Origin of the sequence: Dorea sp. D27 (assembly GCF_001185345.1) — a bacterium.
Classification (GTDB): Bacteria; Bacillota; Clostridia; order Lachnospirales; family Lachnospiraceae; genus Extibacter.
In genome coordinates, this window is record NZ_KQ236743.1 from 545820 (window position 1) to 560760 (window position 14941).

Below are 14941 nucleotides of genomic sequence, written 5' to 3' on the forward strand. Positions count from 1 at the left end.
AAAAGTATGATTATACGATGCTGGCAGCCCTGCTGCTGCTCGTTCTTATCGGCCTGGTGATATTATACAGCACCAGCGCATATAACGGAGAAGTGAAATTTCATGATTCGTTTTATTATCTGAAGAAACAGGCGTTTGCTACAGTGCTTGGGATTGCCGGAATGTTTTTTGTCGCAAATATGGATTATCATGTGTGGAAGCATGTGGCAGTGCTCGGGTATTTCACGGCGCTTCTGCTGTCTGTTGCGGTAATATTTGTCGGTGATGAGTATAACGGGTCCAAAAGATGGTTATCTTTGGGGCCTTTTTCTTTTCAGCCGTCAGAATTTGCCAAGGTGGCCGTCATTCTGTTCCTGGCACATATCATAACGAAAAATATCAAGACCATGGGAAAGATGAGAACGATGGTAAAAGTGATGGTCCTCATACTTCCGATAGTCGGCCTTGTTGGCGCCAGCAACTTAAGTACCGCTATTATCATTCTCGGGATAGGCGTTATTCTCGTATTTGTGGCAAGCCCGAAGTACAGCCAGTTTATCTTGATGGGAGCGCTCGGAGCCGGCTTTATGACCATTTTCCTGGCACTTGAAAGCTACCGGCTGGAGAGGCTCGCGATCTGGCGGAATCCCGAGGCATTTGAGAAAGGATACCAGACGCTGCAGGGCCTTTATGCAATCGGTTCAGGGGGGCTCTTCGGCAGGGGGCTCGGAGAAAGCGTGCAGAAGCTGGGATTTGTACCGGAGGCTCAAAATGACATGATATTCTCTATCGTCTGTGAAGAGCTTGGACTGTTTGGCGCAGGATTTATACTAATCTTGTTCCTCATACTCATATGGCGCTTTTTCGTCATTGCCACACATGCGAAGGATCTGCTCGGGGCGCTGATAGCGGCCGGGGCCATGGGACATATGATGATACAGGTAATCCTGAATATTGCGGTCGTGACGAACACGATTCCGAACACGGGCATCACCCTGCCGTTCATCAGCTACGGTGGCACGTCGGTCGTATTTCTGCTGCTGGAAATGGGGCTTGTGCTCAGCGTGTCATCTCTGATAGAATGAGAGAGGGTAAGGAGAAAACTTAGGAGGAGTATACGATGGGAAAAAGTGAGTATCAGGAGGAAGAGGCGGCGAGGCCGAGGAAAAAGAAGAAAAGCCATAAAGTCTATGCGCTTATGGTCCTGGTCATGGGCATTGCCATAATCGTGCTCGCAGTCCTGATTCTATTCTATGTACAAAAGATAGAAGTTGAGGGGAACGAATACTGTAAGGATAAGGAAATCATCAATACGGTACAGAATGACAGGTTTTCGATTAATTCATTGTACATACTCGGGAAATATGCGCTTGGCCGGGGGGAACAGCTTCCGTGCCTGGACGTTATGAAAGTCAGCATGAAAGCGCCGTGGATCGTGAAGGTAGCAGTGAAGGAAAAGCCTATCGTTGGTTATATATACGCGGGAAATGAATACGCATATTTTGACAAAGAAGGAATGATTGTATATAAAGGCACAGAGTTTATCGAGGGACTTCCATGCATCGAAGGCATAGACACAGGTGACATCAGCCTGTACGGTACGCTAGAGAGCAAGGATAAAGGTATCTTTGAAGAGATGCTCTTAACGTCACAGCAAGTGAAAAAATATAAGCTGTCCCCGGACAAGATCGTATGCCAGGACGGCAAGATATATCTGTATAGAGGAAAGATACGGATTTCGCTCGGCAGCAGTGTCTCTTCGGAACAGATAGCACAGATTCCGCCGATTATGGAGAAGCTGGAGGGGAAAGAAGGAACACTCCACCTAGAAAATTATTCGGAAGGAAATACTACAATCACATTCAATGCAGAAGAAATTCTGGAAGAAAATTAAGAAAAATGCGTAAAAATCAATAAATTAAGATAAAATTCTATTGATATTTTATACAAAAGCTTATATTATATACTATATATAGCAAAATGCATTTTTGCGTTTTGCTCTGTGGGATGTATAATATATAATAAGGATAGGATAAAGGAGGAAAAACCCTTGCTAGAAATTAAGACGAATGAATCAGAAGCAGCGGCAAAGATAATTGTTGTTGGAGTCGGCGGAGGCGGTAATAACGCAGTAAACCGAATGATTGACGAACAGATTGCCGGTGTTGAATTTATTGCTATTAATACAGATAAACAGGCACTCCAGTTATGTAAGGCACCTACGCTTATGCAGATAGGGGACAAGATTACGAAAGGGCTCGGTGCGGGAGCAAAGCCGGAAGTAGGCGAAAAAGCGGCGGAGGAAAGCTCCGAAGAGATATCAGCAGCGCTTAAGGGCGCTGACATGGTTTTTGTTACGTGTGGCATGGGAGGCGGTACCGGTACGGGCGCCACGCCGGTCGTCGCGCGTATAGCGAAGGAGCAGGGTGCACTGACGGTCGGCGTTGTCACAAAGCCGTTCCGTTTCGAGTCAAAGACTCGTATGAACAATGCACTCTCCGGAATCGAGAAGTTAAAGGAAAGCGTAGATACGCTGATCGTCATTCCGAATGACAAGCTGCTGGAGGTCGTGGACAGACGCACGACCATGCCTGAGGCGCTGAAAAAGGCGGACGAAGTATTACAGCAGGGTATCCAGGGCATCACCGACCTTATCAACGTACCTTCACTTATCAACCTTGACTTTGCGGATGTGCAGACGGTCATGACGGACAAGGGTATCGCCCATATCGGTATCGGTCAGGGCCGCGGCGACGACAAAGCACTCGAGGCGGTTAAGCAGGCTGTTGCCAGCCCGCTGCTTGAGACGACGATTGCAGGTGCGTCCCATGTCATTATCAATGTGTCTGGTGATATTACGCTTATGGATGCTTCCGACGCGGCAGAGTATGTGCAGGATCTGGCAGGGGAAGATGCAAATATTATCTTTGGTGCCATGTATGATGATTCAAGAGCAGACGAGGCTACCATTACAGTCATAGCTACAGGTCTACATAACGTAGGCGGAAGCGCTTCAAAGCTGAAGGCAAGACTGGAGACCCAGAGGGGAGCGGTACCGCAGCAGGGTGCACAGGCATATGAGAGGCCGGCAGCCGCCACGGCGGCAAAGCCGTCATCCCAGAAGCTGGATCTTGGCATGGCTCCGACCAGAGGCGGCGGTACGACAGCAGCGCCCCGAAAGCCGGCAGGGGGGACGACACCTTCTCTGGACACGCCGAGAACGCCGACAAGCAAGGTAAAAGAACAATCCATCAAGATACCTGATTTCTTTAAACGATAGAGAGCAGAACAATAGTAGGATAACCAGGAGGACTTCACATACGAAGTTCTCCTTTTTTTTTATAAAAGCAACATTGTTCTTTCTTTTATTCGACAATATATCACAATTCTTATCCCCATTCGCTTTTAACTGCCATATTTCTCCCATAAAATTCTCGCTTTTATGCAAAAAACAGACACAAAGTATTGTGCTTTGTCAAAACACAAATCCGAAAAAAACAGTCCCTAAAAATCTATATCTTGTGGTTTGGAACAGCTGTCGAAAGAAAATAAGAATGGATTCCATCATCTGACAAAATCTTTTGGGCCTTACTCGTATAATAAATCTTGCTTGAGTACCAAATCGATTTAGTATCAAAAGAGAAAGAGGTGGAATGTGTATTATGAGTTATACATAGACGTATTTTTTCTGGTAAATTTCATGATGGACTTCATACTCCTGCAGATTACCCGCAGAATCCTGAAATGTCCTGCCACACATGGAAGGATCTGTCTGGGCGCGGCTGCCGGAGCATTGCTTACCTGTGCCGTCGTGGTAGTTCCCATACCATATGCGTTTGTAAAATTCATACTGTTCCACGGTCTTGTCAATATTGTAATGCTTAAGGCAGGATTGAAAATCAGCTGGGACAGGACATTTGTGAAAGCTTATGTCGTGCTCTATATCAGCGGCATCCTCGTCGGAGGCGTATTTGAATACCTCCGGCAGTATATGAAGATTGGAAGCCTGTTCTTTGCCCTTGCGGTCGTAAGCTATTATGCAGTACTTGGAATCTGGAACTTTCTGTCTTATCTTTCAAGGCTGAAAGAATACAGATGCGAAGCAGTCCTGTACAAGGATGAAAAAGTGTGCAGGGTGGAAGCGGTGATAGACACCGGCAACAGCCTGAAGGATGCCTTGACAGGCAAGCCGGTCAGCATCGTGGATGAAAGCGTCGTGAAGGCGCTGACAGAAGCTGCTCTGCCGGACGGCATCCGGTACATTCCATACCATTCCGTCGGGAAAGAGACAGGAGTCATGCCGGTCATTACGCTGGATAAGATGTGCGTGCGCCAGAAGAACGAGAAGTGGATCGAGCGACCGCTCATCGGAATCTGTGACGGCCATGTGGCATCAGATGGAGCATATAGGATGATATTAAATCCTGATATATTATAGGAGGAACAGATTATGGTTATCAAAGTAGCAGTACCGCATCAATTTAAACTAAAAGTAATTCCAGACTTTCGGACACTGCTTTTTCCGGATAAAAAGGATATACACTATATTGGGGGCTCTGAGATACTTCCCGCGCCGCTTGAGGCAGAGGAAGAAAGTGCCGTGATAGGTGACCTCGGTTCCGAATATGACGAGCAGGCCAAAAAAGTGCTCATTGAACACAACCTCCGCCTGGTAGTGTACATAGCCAAGAAGTTCGATAACACGGGCGTCGGTGTGGAAGATCTGATTTCTATCGGCACGATAGGACTGATTAAAGCGATCAATACATTTAACCCTGAGAAAAATATAAAACTTGCGACTTATGCATCACGGTGCATTGAGAATGAGATACTGATGTATCTGAGAAGAAATAACAAGACGAAGATGGAAGTGTCCATAGACGAACCGTTGAATGTGGACTGGGATGGAAACGAACTTCTTCTCTCAGACATCCTGGGAACTGAAGAAGATACGATATATAAGGACCTGGAAAATGAAGTAGAGCAGAAGCTTCTGCTGAAAGCAATCAGCAGGCTCTCAGGCAGGGAGCGGACAATAATACAGATGCGCTTCGGCCTTGGAACTCCTGACGGGGAAGAAAAGACGCAGAAAGAGGTGGCAGATATGCTCGGCATATCACAGTCCTACATATCAAGACTGGAGAAGAAAATCATGCAGAGGCTCCGAAGAGAAATGGTAAAGTATTCATAGCCACGTCCATAAAAAGGTGATACAATAAAAGAAAAAAGGGGTTGTGCATATGAAGCTTACTTTTATTGGGGCCGACCATGAAGTTACGGGAAGCTGTCACCTGGTGGAAGCCTGTGGAAAAAATATTCTCGTCGACTGTGGCATGGAGCAGGGACCGGACCTGTATGAGAACCAGGACATACCGGTAACCCCCGGGGACATCGATTATGTTCTGCTCACCCATGCACATATCGATCATTCCGGAAAGATTCCGATGCTTTGCAAGCAGGGGTTCAAGGGGGACATAATCTCAACCTTTGCTACCGCCGACCTGTGCAACATCATGCTGCGTGATTCCGCGCATATCCAGGTGTTTGAGGCGGAATGGCGCAACAGGAAAGCGAAGCGAAGCGGAGCCGAGCCGTATGAGCCGCTATACACGATGGAACACGCGGAGGCGGCTGTCAAGCTTCTTTCCCCCTGTGACTATAACCAGAGGATTACGCTCTGCGAGGGAATCGATGTGCGCTTTACCGACGTCGGACATCTGCTCGGATCTGCGGCTGTTGAAGTGTGGATAACGGAAGACGGCGTGCAGAAGAAGATCGTATTCTCTGGTGATATCGGCAATCTGAACCAGCCGATTATCAAGGATCCCCAGAAGGTAAAAGAAGCGGATTATGTCGTGATAGAATCTACATACGGCAACCGGACGCATGGCGACGAAACGCCGGATTATGTCGCTGATTTTACAAGGATACTGCGTGAGACTTTTGAGAAGGGCGGCAATCTCGTAGTGCCTTCGTTCGCTGTAGGCCGGACGCAGGAGCTGCTTTATTTTATCCGGGAAATCAAGGAGAAGAAGCTGCTGCCGGAATTTCCTGATTTTGAAGTATACGTGGATAGTCCGCTTGCTATCGAGGCTACGAATGTGTTCAACAAGAATGTATGGTCCTGCTTTGATGAAAAGGCGCTGGCCCTGGTGAATAAGGGAGTGAACCCGCTCTTGTTCAGGGGGCTTAAGACGACAATCACGAGCGATGAATCGAAGATGATCAACTTTGACGACAGGCCGAAAGTCATCTTATCCGCTTCCGGGATGTGCGAGGCCGGCAGGATCCGCCATCATCTGAAGCACAATCTCTGGAGGAAAGAATGCACCATATGTTTCGTCGGCTACCAGGCGGTGGGAACGCTCGGCAGAAAGCTCATAGAAGGGGCAGAAAGCGTGAAGCTGTTCGGAGAGCCGGTAGAAGTCAATGCAAGGATCGAGGTGCTCAAAGGGATCAGCGGACATGCGGATATGAACGGGCTTCTGGCATGGCTGAAAGGGTTTGAGACTGTGCCATCCCATGTATTTGTCGTACACGGCGAAGACCAGGTCACGGATGAATTTGCCCGGACGATTACCGATACGTTCGGATGTCCTGCGCTGGCGCCTTATTCGGGAGGCTGCGTGGACCTGGCGACAGGGGAAGTGCTTACCATCGGTGTAAGGGAACCGAAAAAAGCGGCGGAGAAGCCGGCTAAGATAAGGGCGGAAGCGGCGTTCAACAGACTCGTCGCAGCCGCAAAACGTCTGCTGGAGGTCGTATATAAGAATGAAGGCCTTGCAAATAAGGAGCTGGCCAAGTTCGAGACGCAGATCCAGAATCTGGCGGAGAAGTGGGACAGAGATTAGAAAAGTGATGTCAAGCCCCAATAATTTTTATATTTTTGAAACGTTCGTATAATCCAAATCCATAATGAGAAAAATCTTATTGTACTTAATATATTTGACAAAATGTTATGTTCAGTAAGGAGGATTCTTATTATGGCTCAGGGAAAAGTTGAAATATGTGGTGTTAATACAGCGAAGCTTCCCATCCTGAAAGAAGAGGAGAAGGAAGCTTTGTTTGCGCGTATAAAGGCAGGGGATCAGGAAGCGAAGGAAGAATATATCAAGGGAAATCTGAGGCTTGTCCTTAGCGTCATCAAGCGTTTCGGCGGCAGCAACGAGAATCCTGACGATCTCTTCCAGATAGGCTGCATCGGGCTGATCAAAGCAATCAATAACTTTAATACTGAGCTTGACGTCAAATTCTCAACCTATGCGGTTCCGATGATTATCGGCGAAATAAGGCGCTACATGAGAGACAACAATTCCATACGCGTCAGCCGGTCGCTCCGCGATACCGCTTACAAAGCGATATATGCGAAAGAAAATTATGTAAAAAGACACTTAAAAGAGCCTACGGTACAGGAGATAGCTGAGGAGATAGGAATCTCAAAAGAAGATATCGTCTTTGCGCTCGATGCGATACAGGTGCCGATGAGCCTGCAGGAGCCTGTGTACAACGACGGCGGAGATGCCCTGTATGTGATGGATCAGATAAGCGACACGAAGAACAAAGAAGAGAAATGGGTGGAGGACCTGTCGCTGGAAGCTGCCATGGAACATCTCGGTGAGCGTGAACGCTATATCATAAAACTCCGGTTCTTTGAAGGCAAGACGCAGATGGAAGTGGCGGAAGAAATCAACATTTCTCAGGCACAGGTGAGCAGGCTGGAGAAGAATGCCCTTCGTGTCATGAAACAATATCTGGAAAATTAGCAGTCATGAAAGACATGACTTTATAGATGTACAGAGAACTGCGCGGCAGAGAAAGAAGGGACGATTCTTTTTCTGCCGCGTATTCTCTGCCCTGTCGTCCGCTTCCCCAAATTCCGCTTGAAATTTGCATACGTTCATACTATTATTAGGTACATAGGAGGATGTATGTATGAAAGCTTGCATATTTGATTTAGACGGGACATTGACGGATACATTGGAATCCTTGGCGTATTCGGTAAAAGCGACCTTGAGGGAGATGGGACTCAGGGAGATAACGACGGACGAGTGCAGGCGGTTTGTCGGTAACGGGGCCAGACGGCTGATGGAATGTTCGCTTGAGGCTGCCGGGGACAAGACGGGCAGCAGAATTGATGAAGGTATGGAGATATACGGACGTATATTTGATGCAAACTGTACATATCATGTAACACCATACGAGGGAATACCTCAGACGATTTCCGGACTCAGGGCAAGGGGCCTGAAGCTGGGGGTTCTTTCCAACAAGCCGCATATGCAGACCGTAAAAGTAGTGCGGGAGATATTCGGGGACGATATCTTCGACTGTGTGCAGGGGCAGATGGAAGGCCTGAAAAGGAAGCCGGATCCCGAGGGAGTGTACGAGGTGCTTGAACGACTGCATACAGAGAAAGAAGAGTGCCTGTATATAGGCGATTCCGAGGTGGATGTAAAGACCGCCTGCAATGCAGGGATAACATGTATCGGAGCGGCGTGGGGATTCCGTTCAAGAGAAGACCTGGCAGATGCAGGGGCAGAGCATATCATAGATATGCCGGAAGAATTACTGCAATATGTATAAGAAGATTGTAACGTCACTTTAAGGGAGGATATCAAAGATGTATGAGTATGATGAAGATTGCCTGAGAACGTTTTTGGAGAAACAGTCGCAGCTGTTTGACGAGCCGGTCGCCATAACACCCGAAGAGGCAGAAGCATTTCTTGAAGACTGCATGGCCGTCGTTGTGGATGGAATCGGTGCAGTGAGGGAGTTCTTTGAAGAAGAAGGGCTGGACATAGAAGGAATGTCCGAGGAGGAGCTGGAAGAGGCTTCCGAGGTGTTCCCTCTGCCTAACGGCAGATACCTTATCGTGGAAGGGTAGCCTGAACAGCACAGTACATTAGAAAAGCCGCAGCTATTTGGTAACTGCGGCTTTTTTCAATGCTTCATCAATGGCATTGACGATAAGTTGAGAGGTATATGGATTGTCTTCGGAATACTTGATATCGTCAAGCGACTGTTTGTCATACACCTGTTCTGCAATGTCCTCGATTGCAGGCTGTATAAGCGGGAACATGGTTGTTACTGTTTCGTCCAGGTTAGAAAACCGCACGGAATTGATGTGGGATTCATCTACCGATACTTCCACCTCCAGCGCTGTATTATTCAGCGTAACGGTGGATGTATAGACCCCCGGGACGTATTTTTCTTCATCCACCCCGGCGCCTTTGCTCTTGGGCAGGAACATAAATACCAGTAAAAGAATCAATACTATTGCCAACACGGCAAACACCGCCGTGTATATAATCTCTTTCATATGCAATACAACTATTTTTGTTTTAGAACTCATAAAGCCCTCCTGTGTCGTGTATCGTATTTTCACTTTCTATAATGTATGAGATTTATCCTAAAATTATTCGTGGCTTTTACGTGACAAAATGATTGCCCTCTTGTAGAATGTAATAGGGAGAAAACGAGGTGAGAGAACATGTTTATTATCGCAGGACTTGGCAATCCTACATTACAGTATGAAGGTACAAGGCATAACGTAGGATTTGATGTCATAGATACGATTGCGGACAAATATAATATTTCCGTAGATTACCGGAAGAACAGGGCATATATCGGAAAAGGCATCATTGCCGGACAGAAAGTGCTGCTCGCAAAGCCGCAGACGTATATGAACTTAAGCGGCGAGAGCATAAGAGCGCTCGTGGACTATTATAAAGTAGATGAGGAGACGGAACTTCTCGTCATCTATGACGATGTAAGCCTTGGGGTCGGACAGCTGCGCATACGTAAGAAAGGCAGCGCAGGGGGGCACAACGGGATAAAAAGTATCATCTCGTGCCTTGGGACAGACATATTTCCGCGCATAAAAGTAGGAGTCGGCGAGAAACCGAAGCGGTATGACCTGGCCGATTATGTGCTTGGCCATTTTTCTAAAGAAGAGCGGGAGAGGATGGAGGAAGGCTATGGACATGCGGCTGAGGCAGTGGAGATGATAGCGGCTGGTGATATAGATGCCGCTATGAATGAGTATAACCGAAAAGTAAAGCCTAAGGAGGGCTGATTATGCAAGCCTTAATAAGGCCGTTAGAAGAATTGGCGGAATTTGAAGAGCTTCAGAAAACGAAGAAAAGCAGATCCGGGATGATACAGATATCCGGCTGCGTCAATTCACAGAAAACTCATATGATGTACGCGTTGAGCGATGGCTGCCGCTATAAAGTCATCGCCTGTTCCAGTGAGTCGAAAGCGAAGCAGATCTATGAAGAATATCGTTTCCTGGATCCGAATACATACCTGTATCCGGCGAAGGACCTTTTGTTCTATCAGGCAGACCTAAGGAGCAGGGAACTGGTACAGCAGAGGATGGAAGTCATCCAGTCCGTCATCTCGGGGCAGGACATAACCGTTGTCACGAGCTTCGACGGATTCATGGATGCCCTGCTGCCAAAGGCTGAGATCGAGAGACGTACGATAACGGTGAAGAGCGACAGCGCGGTCGACCTGGCCAAGATGCAGAAAGATCTGGCGGGACTTGGATATGACAGGGAGATACAGATAGAAGGTCCGGGACAGTTTGCTGTCCGCGGAGGGATTCTGGATGTATATCCGCTGACTGAGGAACTTCCAATCAGAATAGAACTCTGGGGAGACGAGGTGGACTCGATCCGTACCTTTGATGTCGGCACGCAGCGGTCAATAGAGAATCTTGAGGAAGTCGTCATATATCCGGCCAGCGAATTCCCGGAAGAGGGGGAGAAGAGGGTTTCCTTTCTGGATTATTTTGAGCCGGAGCGTACGATACTCTTTCTCGACGAACCGGTGCGGCTTCTGGAAAAAGGGAAAGGTGTCGAAGATGAATTTATAGAAGCGCAGAAACGACGCCTCGAAAGCGGCTATGATATGACCGATGCGGAAGCACAGCTCTTTCATGCGGATGAGATAGTCAGACGGATGAACGGCTATAGCAGCATCGGCTTCTCTGCGTTGGAAATGCGCTGCAGAGGGTTTGAAGTCCGCGGCTCTCTCAGTCTGATGACGAAGAGCGTCAATCCATATAACAGCAGCTTCGACATGCTGACGCAGGACTTGAAGCGTCTGAAGAGAAACGGTTACCGTGTCGTGCTCCTTTCGGGTTCCAGAACGAGGGCAAAGCGGCTGGCCGAAGATCTCCGTGATTATAACCTGAGCAGCTATTACAGCGATGAGATGGACCGGGAGGTGGATCCTGGTGCGATTATGACCGCTTATGGACATGTGGCGGAGGGATATGAATATCCGATGCTTAAATTTACCGTGATAGCAGAGACGGATATCTTCGGCAAGGTAAAGAAGAAAAAGAAGAGGAAATCATACGAAGGCCGTAAGATTCAGAGCTTTTCAGAGCTGAAGCCGGGTGACTATGTCGTCCACGAAAACCATGGTCTGGGAATCTACCAGGGGATAGAGAAGATAGAAGTGGACAAAGTGGCAAAGGATTATATGAAGATATCCTATGCAAAAGGTGGAAATCTCTACATTCCGGCCACTCAGCTTGATCTGATACAGAAATATGCAAGCTCGGACTCGAAGAAGCCGAAGCTGAACAGGCTCGGGACACAGGAGTGGACGAAGACGAAGAAAAAAGTCCGGGGGGCGGTAAAAGAAATCGCAAGAGACCTTGTGGCGCTTTACGCGGCCCGGCAGGAACAGGAAGGGTATGTGTACGGGGAAGATACGGTCTGGCAGCGGGAGTTCGAAGAGATGTTTCCTTTTGAGGAGACGGAAGACCAGCTTCTGGCCATCGAGGCGGTAAAGCGGGATATGCAGAGCCGCAGGATTATGGACCGCCTTATCTGCGGGGATGTCGGCTACGGCAAGACCGAGATAGCAATCCGGGCGGCTTTCAAGGCCGTGCAGGAGGATAAGCAGGTCGTATATCTCGTGCCGACGACGATTCTTGCCCAGCAGCATTACAATACATTTGTTCAGCGGATGCGTGACTTTCCGGTAAGGATAGACCTCATGTGCCGGTTCCGTACACCGTCACAGCAGAAGAAGACGGCGGAAGACACGAAGCGGGGTCTCGTGGATATCGTGATTGGGACACACCGTGTGCTGAGCAATGATATGGAGTTCAAGAACCTTGGGCTTCTCATCATAGATGAGGAGCAGAGATTTGGCGTGCAGCATAAAGAGAAGATTAAAAAACTGAAAGAAAACGTGGATGTGCTGACGCTTACGGCTACCCCTATCCCCCGGACGCTTCATATGAGCCTGATCGGCATACGTGACATGAGCGTGCTGGAAGAAGCGCCGAACGACAGGATGCCCATACAGACTTATGTGATGGAATATAACGATGAGATGGTGCGTGAAGCAATCGAAAGGGAGTGCGCCCGCCAGGGACAGGTCTACTATGTCTATAACCGTGTGGAAGATATCGCTGAGGTTACGGCCGGCATACAGAAGCTCGTGCCGGAAGTCAGCGTCGCTTTTGCACATGGGCAGATGAAAGAACACCAGCTGGAAAAAATCATGTATGACTTCATCAACGGCGAGATAGATGTCCTCGTATCAACCACGATTATTGAGACAGGGCTTGACATATCAAATGTCAATACGATGATTATCCACGATGCGGACCGGCTGGGACTGTCGCAGCTCTATCAGCTGAGGGGCCGTGTGGGCCGTTCCAACAGGATGGCATATGCGTTCCTTCTGTACCGGAGAGACAAGATGCTCAAAGAAGTGGCGGAAAAGCGCCTGTCTGCTATCCGTGAATTCACCGATCTTGGCTCCGGGTTCAAGATTGCCATGCGGGATCTGGAGATCAGAGGTGCAGGAAACCTGCTTGGTGCCCAGCAGCACGGGCATATGGAGGCAGTCGGATACGATTTGTACTGCAAGATGCTCAATGAGGCGGTAAAGCATCTCAAAGGAGAGATGGAAGAAGAGACCTATACGACGACAATGGATCTGAACGTGGATGCGTTTATCCCGGATTCTTATATTCCGAACGAATATCAGAAGCTGGATATATATAAGAGGATTGCCGCGGTGGAGACGGAAGATGAGATGGAGGACATGGTAGAGGAGCTCATCGACCGTTTCGGCGATATACCGAAGAAAGTGGAGACGCTGCTTAACGTCGCCCGTCTGAAAGCGCTGGCCCACCACGTATACGTGACGGCTGTGGAACAGAAAGGCGAGACATATACCTTTGTGATGTATGAGAAGGCGAAGGTCCGTCCGGAACGGATTCAAGACCTTCTGGATACGTTCAAAGGGGCGCTCGTATTTAAGACGGATACGCCGCCATATTTTGTCTATGAAAAGAAGAGCAGGAATAAAAAGGAAAAGAATGAGGACATTCTGCAGGTTGTGAAAAATGTGTTAATTGGAATAAAAGGATTGATTGACGCTTAAAAACGGGCTATAATAGTGAAATTAGCAGTACTAAGGAGGGTATATAAAAACATGAAAAAGAGAGTGTTACTATTTGCAATAACGGGTCTGCTTGCGGCAGGCGTCCTCACCGGCTGCGGATCCATCGACGAGAATGACGTGGTGGCTACTGTGGGAGAGAAAGAGATTACAGCCGATGTTGCAAATTTCTTTGCGAGATATACACAAGCCCAGTATGAAACGTATTATTCCGGCTACCTTGGGGAAGATATGTGGAATACTGACGCTGCAGAAGGACAGACGTATGAAGAATATGTCAAGGACTCTGTGCTGAAAGAGCTGGAAAGGATGATTGTGCTGGAAGAGCACATGGGAGATTATGACGTATCTCTTACAGAGGAAGAGAAGGCTGTCATTGAAAAATCTGCCAAAACATTTGATGAAGATAATACGCTGGAATCCAAGGAGAAGATATCAGGCTCCAAGAAAACGGTAAAACGTGTACTGACACTGATGGCAATACAGAAAAAGATGTCAGAAGCCATAGAGGCGGGCGCGGATACGGAAGTATCGGATGACGAAGCGGCTCAGAAGAGTATGCAGTACGTACTGTTCCCCTATACGAAGACAGATGATTCCGGCGAATCTGCCGACCTGTCGGATGAGGAAAAGGCTGAGGCCAAAAAGAATGCGGAGAACTTTGCAGACAGCGCTAAGACAGCGGAAGACTTCAGCGCGCTTGCCACGGAGCAGGGGCTGGAAGCACAGACCGCCACGTTTGACAGCGAATCCGCAAGCCCGGATGAAGACCTCGTAAAGGCGGCAGACGCACTCGGAGAAGGAGAAGCAACCGGTGTCATAGAGACAGATGGCGGCTGCTATGTGGCCAAAGTGACCAGCCTTCTGGACAGAGAGGCAACGGATTCCAAAAAGGAAAGCATCGTCCAGGAGAGAAAGACGAAACTTTATGACGATACGTGTGACAAGTGGGTTAAGAAAGCGGGCGTGAAGGTGAACAAAGGAGTCTGGAAGAAAGTGGACTTCAATGACCTGAGCGTCACCATTAAGCAGAGCAGTGAAGAACCATACGCCGACGGAGCCAAGACAGACGACCAGGCGGAGTAAATGTGGGTTTAAGTAAATTAGGCGGCGGGCGGGGAGCCGGGTGGCAGATGCTTCGATGCGTACGAGGCTCCGACTATTTCACGTATCCCTAACCCTCCGGAATGCGCGCCGATAGCGGCTTGCATCCCGCAGGATAAGGGCTACGGTAAGGATTCTCCGCCTCTCCCGCTTACACCTGCGCATCTCCCACCCGGCTCCCCGCCCGCTATCTACTTCACTTAACAAGGGCGAGAGTGGCTGTGTAACGTTACTGGACAGCGGATGAACGCTGGCTGCGTCAGCTAGATGGAAAATGGTAGCAAGCTTAGTGTATACAGCACATACAGTTTAAAACGTTGTATATTATCGCAGTTAAACGTTTGCAGCGTGGCGTACACGCCGTTGCTGCAGGAAGAGCCGGAGTCAGGTAGGGGATGTTATCTCACATAACAGCCCTGTACCT

Annotated in this window: 13 protein-coding genes; 12 read left to right on the forward strand and 1 reads right to left on the reverse strand. The window is 48.4% G+C overall.

What is annotated here, in order from left to right; all coding sequences use genetic code 11:
- Positions 1–17: 17 nt before the first annotated feature.
- The 9 genes from HMPREF0980_RS02610 (at position 18) to HMPREF0980_RS02650 (ending at position 8860) form a co-directional block, all read left to right on the forward strand.
- Positions 18–1064 carry an FtsW/RodA/SpoVE family cell cycle protein gene (locus HMPREF0980_RS02610; protein ID WP_147629789.1) on the forward strand — a complete coding sequence of 349 codons (1047 nt, stop codon included), beginning with the start codon at positions 18–20 and terminating at the stop codon, positions 1062–1064.
- A 35-nt stretch (positions 1065–1099) separates the two neighbouring features.
- Entirely contained in the window at positions 1100–1873 is a 774-nt protein-coding gene (locus HMPREF0980_RS02615; RefSeq protein WP_049727577.1) for a cell division protein FtsQ/DivIB, read from the forward strand.
- 156 nt (positions 1874–2029) lie between these two features.
- Positions 2030–3259 (forward strand): cell division protein FtsZ, encoded by a 1230-nt coding sequence (ftsZ, locus tag HMPREF0980_RS02620; RefSeq protein WP_049727578.1) that lies wholly within the window; start codon positions 2030–2032, stop codon positions 3257–3259.
- 375 nt (positions 3260–3634) lie between these two features.
- Complete coding sequence (locus tag HMPREF0980_RS02625) at positions 3635–4417, forward strand: sigma-E processing peptidase SpoIIGA (RefSeq protein WP_049727579.1); 783 nt, start codon at positions 3635–3637, stop codon at positions 4415–4417.
- A 12-nt stretch (positions 4418–4429) separates the two neighbouring features.
- Positions 4430–5170 (forward strand): RNA polymerase sporulation sigma factor SigE, encoded by a 741-nt coding sequence (gene sigE, locus HMPREF0980_RS02630; protein ID WP_049727580.1) that lies wholly within the window; start codon positions 4430–4432, stop codon positions 5168–5170.
- 49 nt (positions 5171–5219) lie between these two features.
- On the forward strand, positions 5220–6830 hold the full coding sequence (locus tag HMPREF0980_RS02635) for an MBL fold metallo-hydrolase RNA specificity domain-containing protein (RefSeq protein ID WP_049727581.1): 1611 nt from the start codon (positions 5220–5222) through the stop codon (positions 6828–6830).
- Positions 6831–6962: 132 nt separating this feature from the next.
- On the forward strand, positions 6963–7742 hold the full coding sequence (gene sigG, locus HMPREF0980_RS02640; protein WP_049727582.1) for an RNA polymerase sporulation sigma factor SigG: 780 nt from the start codon (positions 6963–6965) through the stop codon (positions 7740–7742).
- Positions 7743–7911: 169 nt separating this feature from the next.
- Entirely contained in the window at positions 7912–8559 is a 648-nt protein-coding gene (locus HMPREF0980_RS02645; protein ID WP_049727583.1) for an HAD family hydrolase, read from the forward strand.
- 37 nt (positions 8560–8596) lie between these two features.
- Positions 8597–8860: a hypothetical protein gene (locus HMPREF0980_RS02650; protein WP_049727584.1), complete on the forward strand. Its 264-nt coding sequence runs from the start codon at positions 8597–8599 to the stop codon at positions 8858–8860.
- Between the two features lie 33 nt (positions 8861–8893).
- Here HMPREF0980_RS02650 and HMPREF0980_RS02655 read toward each other — a convergent pair whose 3' ends face one another.
- Complete coding sequence (locus HMPREF0980_RS02655) at positions 8894–9328, reverse strand: hypothetical protein (RefSeq protein ID WP_049727585.1); 435 nt, start codon at positions 9326–9328, stop codon at positions 8894–8896.
- A gap of 138 nt (positions 9329–9466) precedes the next feature.
- Here HMPREF0980_RS02655 and pth point away from each other — a divergent pair, with 138 nt between their 5' ends.
- The 3 genes from pth to HMPREF0980_RS02670 are packed head-to-tail and all read left to right on the forward strand — an operon-like array spanning position 9467 to position 14499.
- Positions 9467–10051: an aminoacyl-tRNA hydrolase gene (gene pth, locus HMPREF0980_RS02660; RefSeq protein ID WP_049727586.1), complete on the forward strand. Its 585-nt coding sequence runs from the start codon at positions 9467–9469 to the stop codon at positions 10049–10051.
- Between the two features lie 2 nt (positions 10052–10053).
- A complete protein-coding gene (gene mfd / locus HMPREF0980_RS02665) occupies positions 10054–13395 on the forward strand; it encodes a transcription-repair coupling factor (RefSeq protein ID WP_049727587.1) in 3342 nt (1113 codons plus the stop codon).
- Positions 13396–13446: 51 nt separating this feature from the next.
- A complete protein-coding gene (locus tag HMPREF0980_RS02670) occupies positions 13447–14499 on the forward strand; it encodes a peptidylprolyl isomerase (protein ID WP_049727588.1) in 1053 nt (350 codons plus the stop codon).
- Positions 14500–14941 lie beyond the last annotated feature (442 nt).

What these genes read in the sequence shown, in the direction of transcription:
- HMPREF0980_RS02615 (WP_049727577.1), top strand. Translation starts at nt 1,100, where the DNA reads ATGGGAAAAAGTGAGTATCAGGAGGAAGAGGCGGCGAGGCCGAGGAAA.
- sigG (WP_049727582.1), top strand. Translation starts at nt 6,963, where the DNA reads ATGGCTCAGGGAAAAGTTGAAATATGTGGTGTTAATACAGCGAAGCTT.
- pth (WP_049727586.1), top strand. Translation starts at nt 9,467, where the DNA reads ATGTTTATTATCGCAGGACTTGGCAATCCTACATTACAGTATGAAGGT.
- HMPREF0980_RS02650 (WP_049727584.1), top strand. Translation starts at nt 8,597, where the DNA reads ATGTATGAGTATGATGAAGATTGCCTGAGAACGTTTTTGGAGAAACAG.
- HMPREF0980_RS02655 (WP_049727585.1), bottom strand. Translation starts at nt 9,328, where the DNA reads ATGAGTTCTAAAACAAAAATAGTTGTATTGCATATGAAAGAGATTATA.
- HMPREF0980_RS02610 (WP_147629789.1), top strand. Translation starts at nt 18, where the DNA reads ATGCTGGCAGCCCTGCTGCTGCTCGTTCTTATCGGCCTGGTGATATTA.
- sigE (WP_049727580.1), top strand. Translation starts at nt 4,430, where the DNA reads ATGGTTATCAAAGTAGCAGTACCGCATCAATTTAAACTAAAAGTAATT.
- mfd (WP_049727587.1), top strand. Translation starts at nt 10,054, where the DNA reads ATGCAAGCCTTAATAAGGCCGTTAGAAGAATTGGCGGAATTTGAAGAG.
- HMPREF0980_RS02645 (WP_049727583.1), top strand. Translation starts at nt 7,912, where the DNA reads ATGAAAGCTTGCATATTTGATTTAGACGGGACATTGACGGATACATTG.
- HMPREF0980_RS02670 (WP_049727588.1), top strand. Translation starts at nt 13,447, where the DNA reads ATGAAAAAGAGAGTGTTACTATTTGCAATAACGGGTCTGCTTGCGGCA.
- HMPREF0980_RS02635 (WP_049727581.1), top strand. Translation starts at nt 5,220, where the DNA reads ATGAAGCTTACTTTTATTGGGGCCGACCATGAAGTTACGGGAAGCTGT.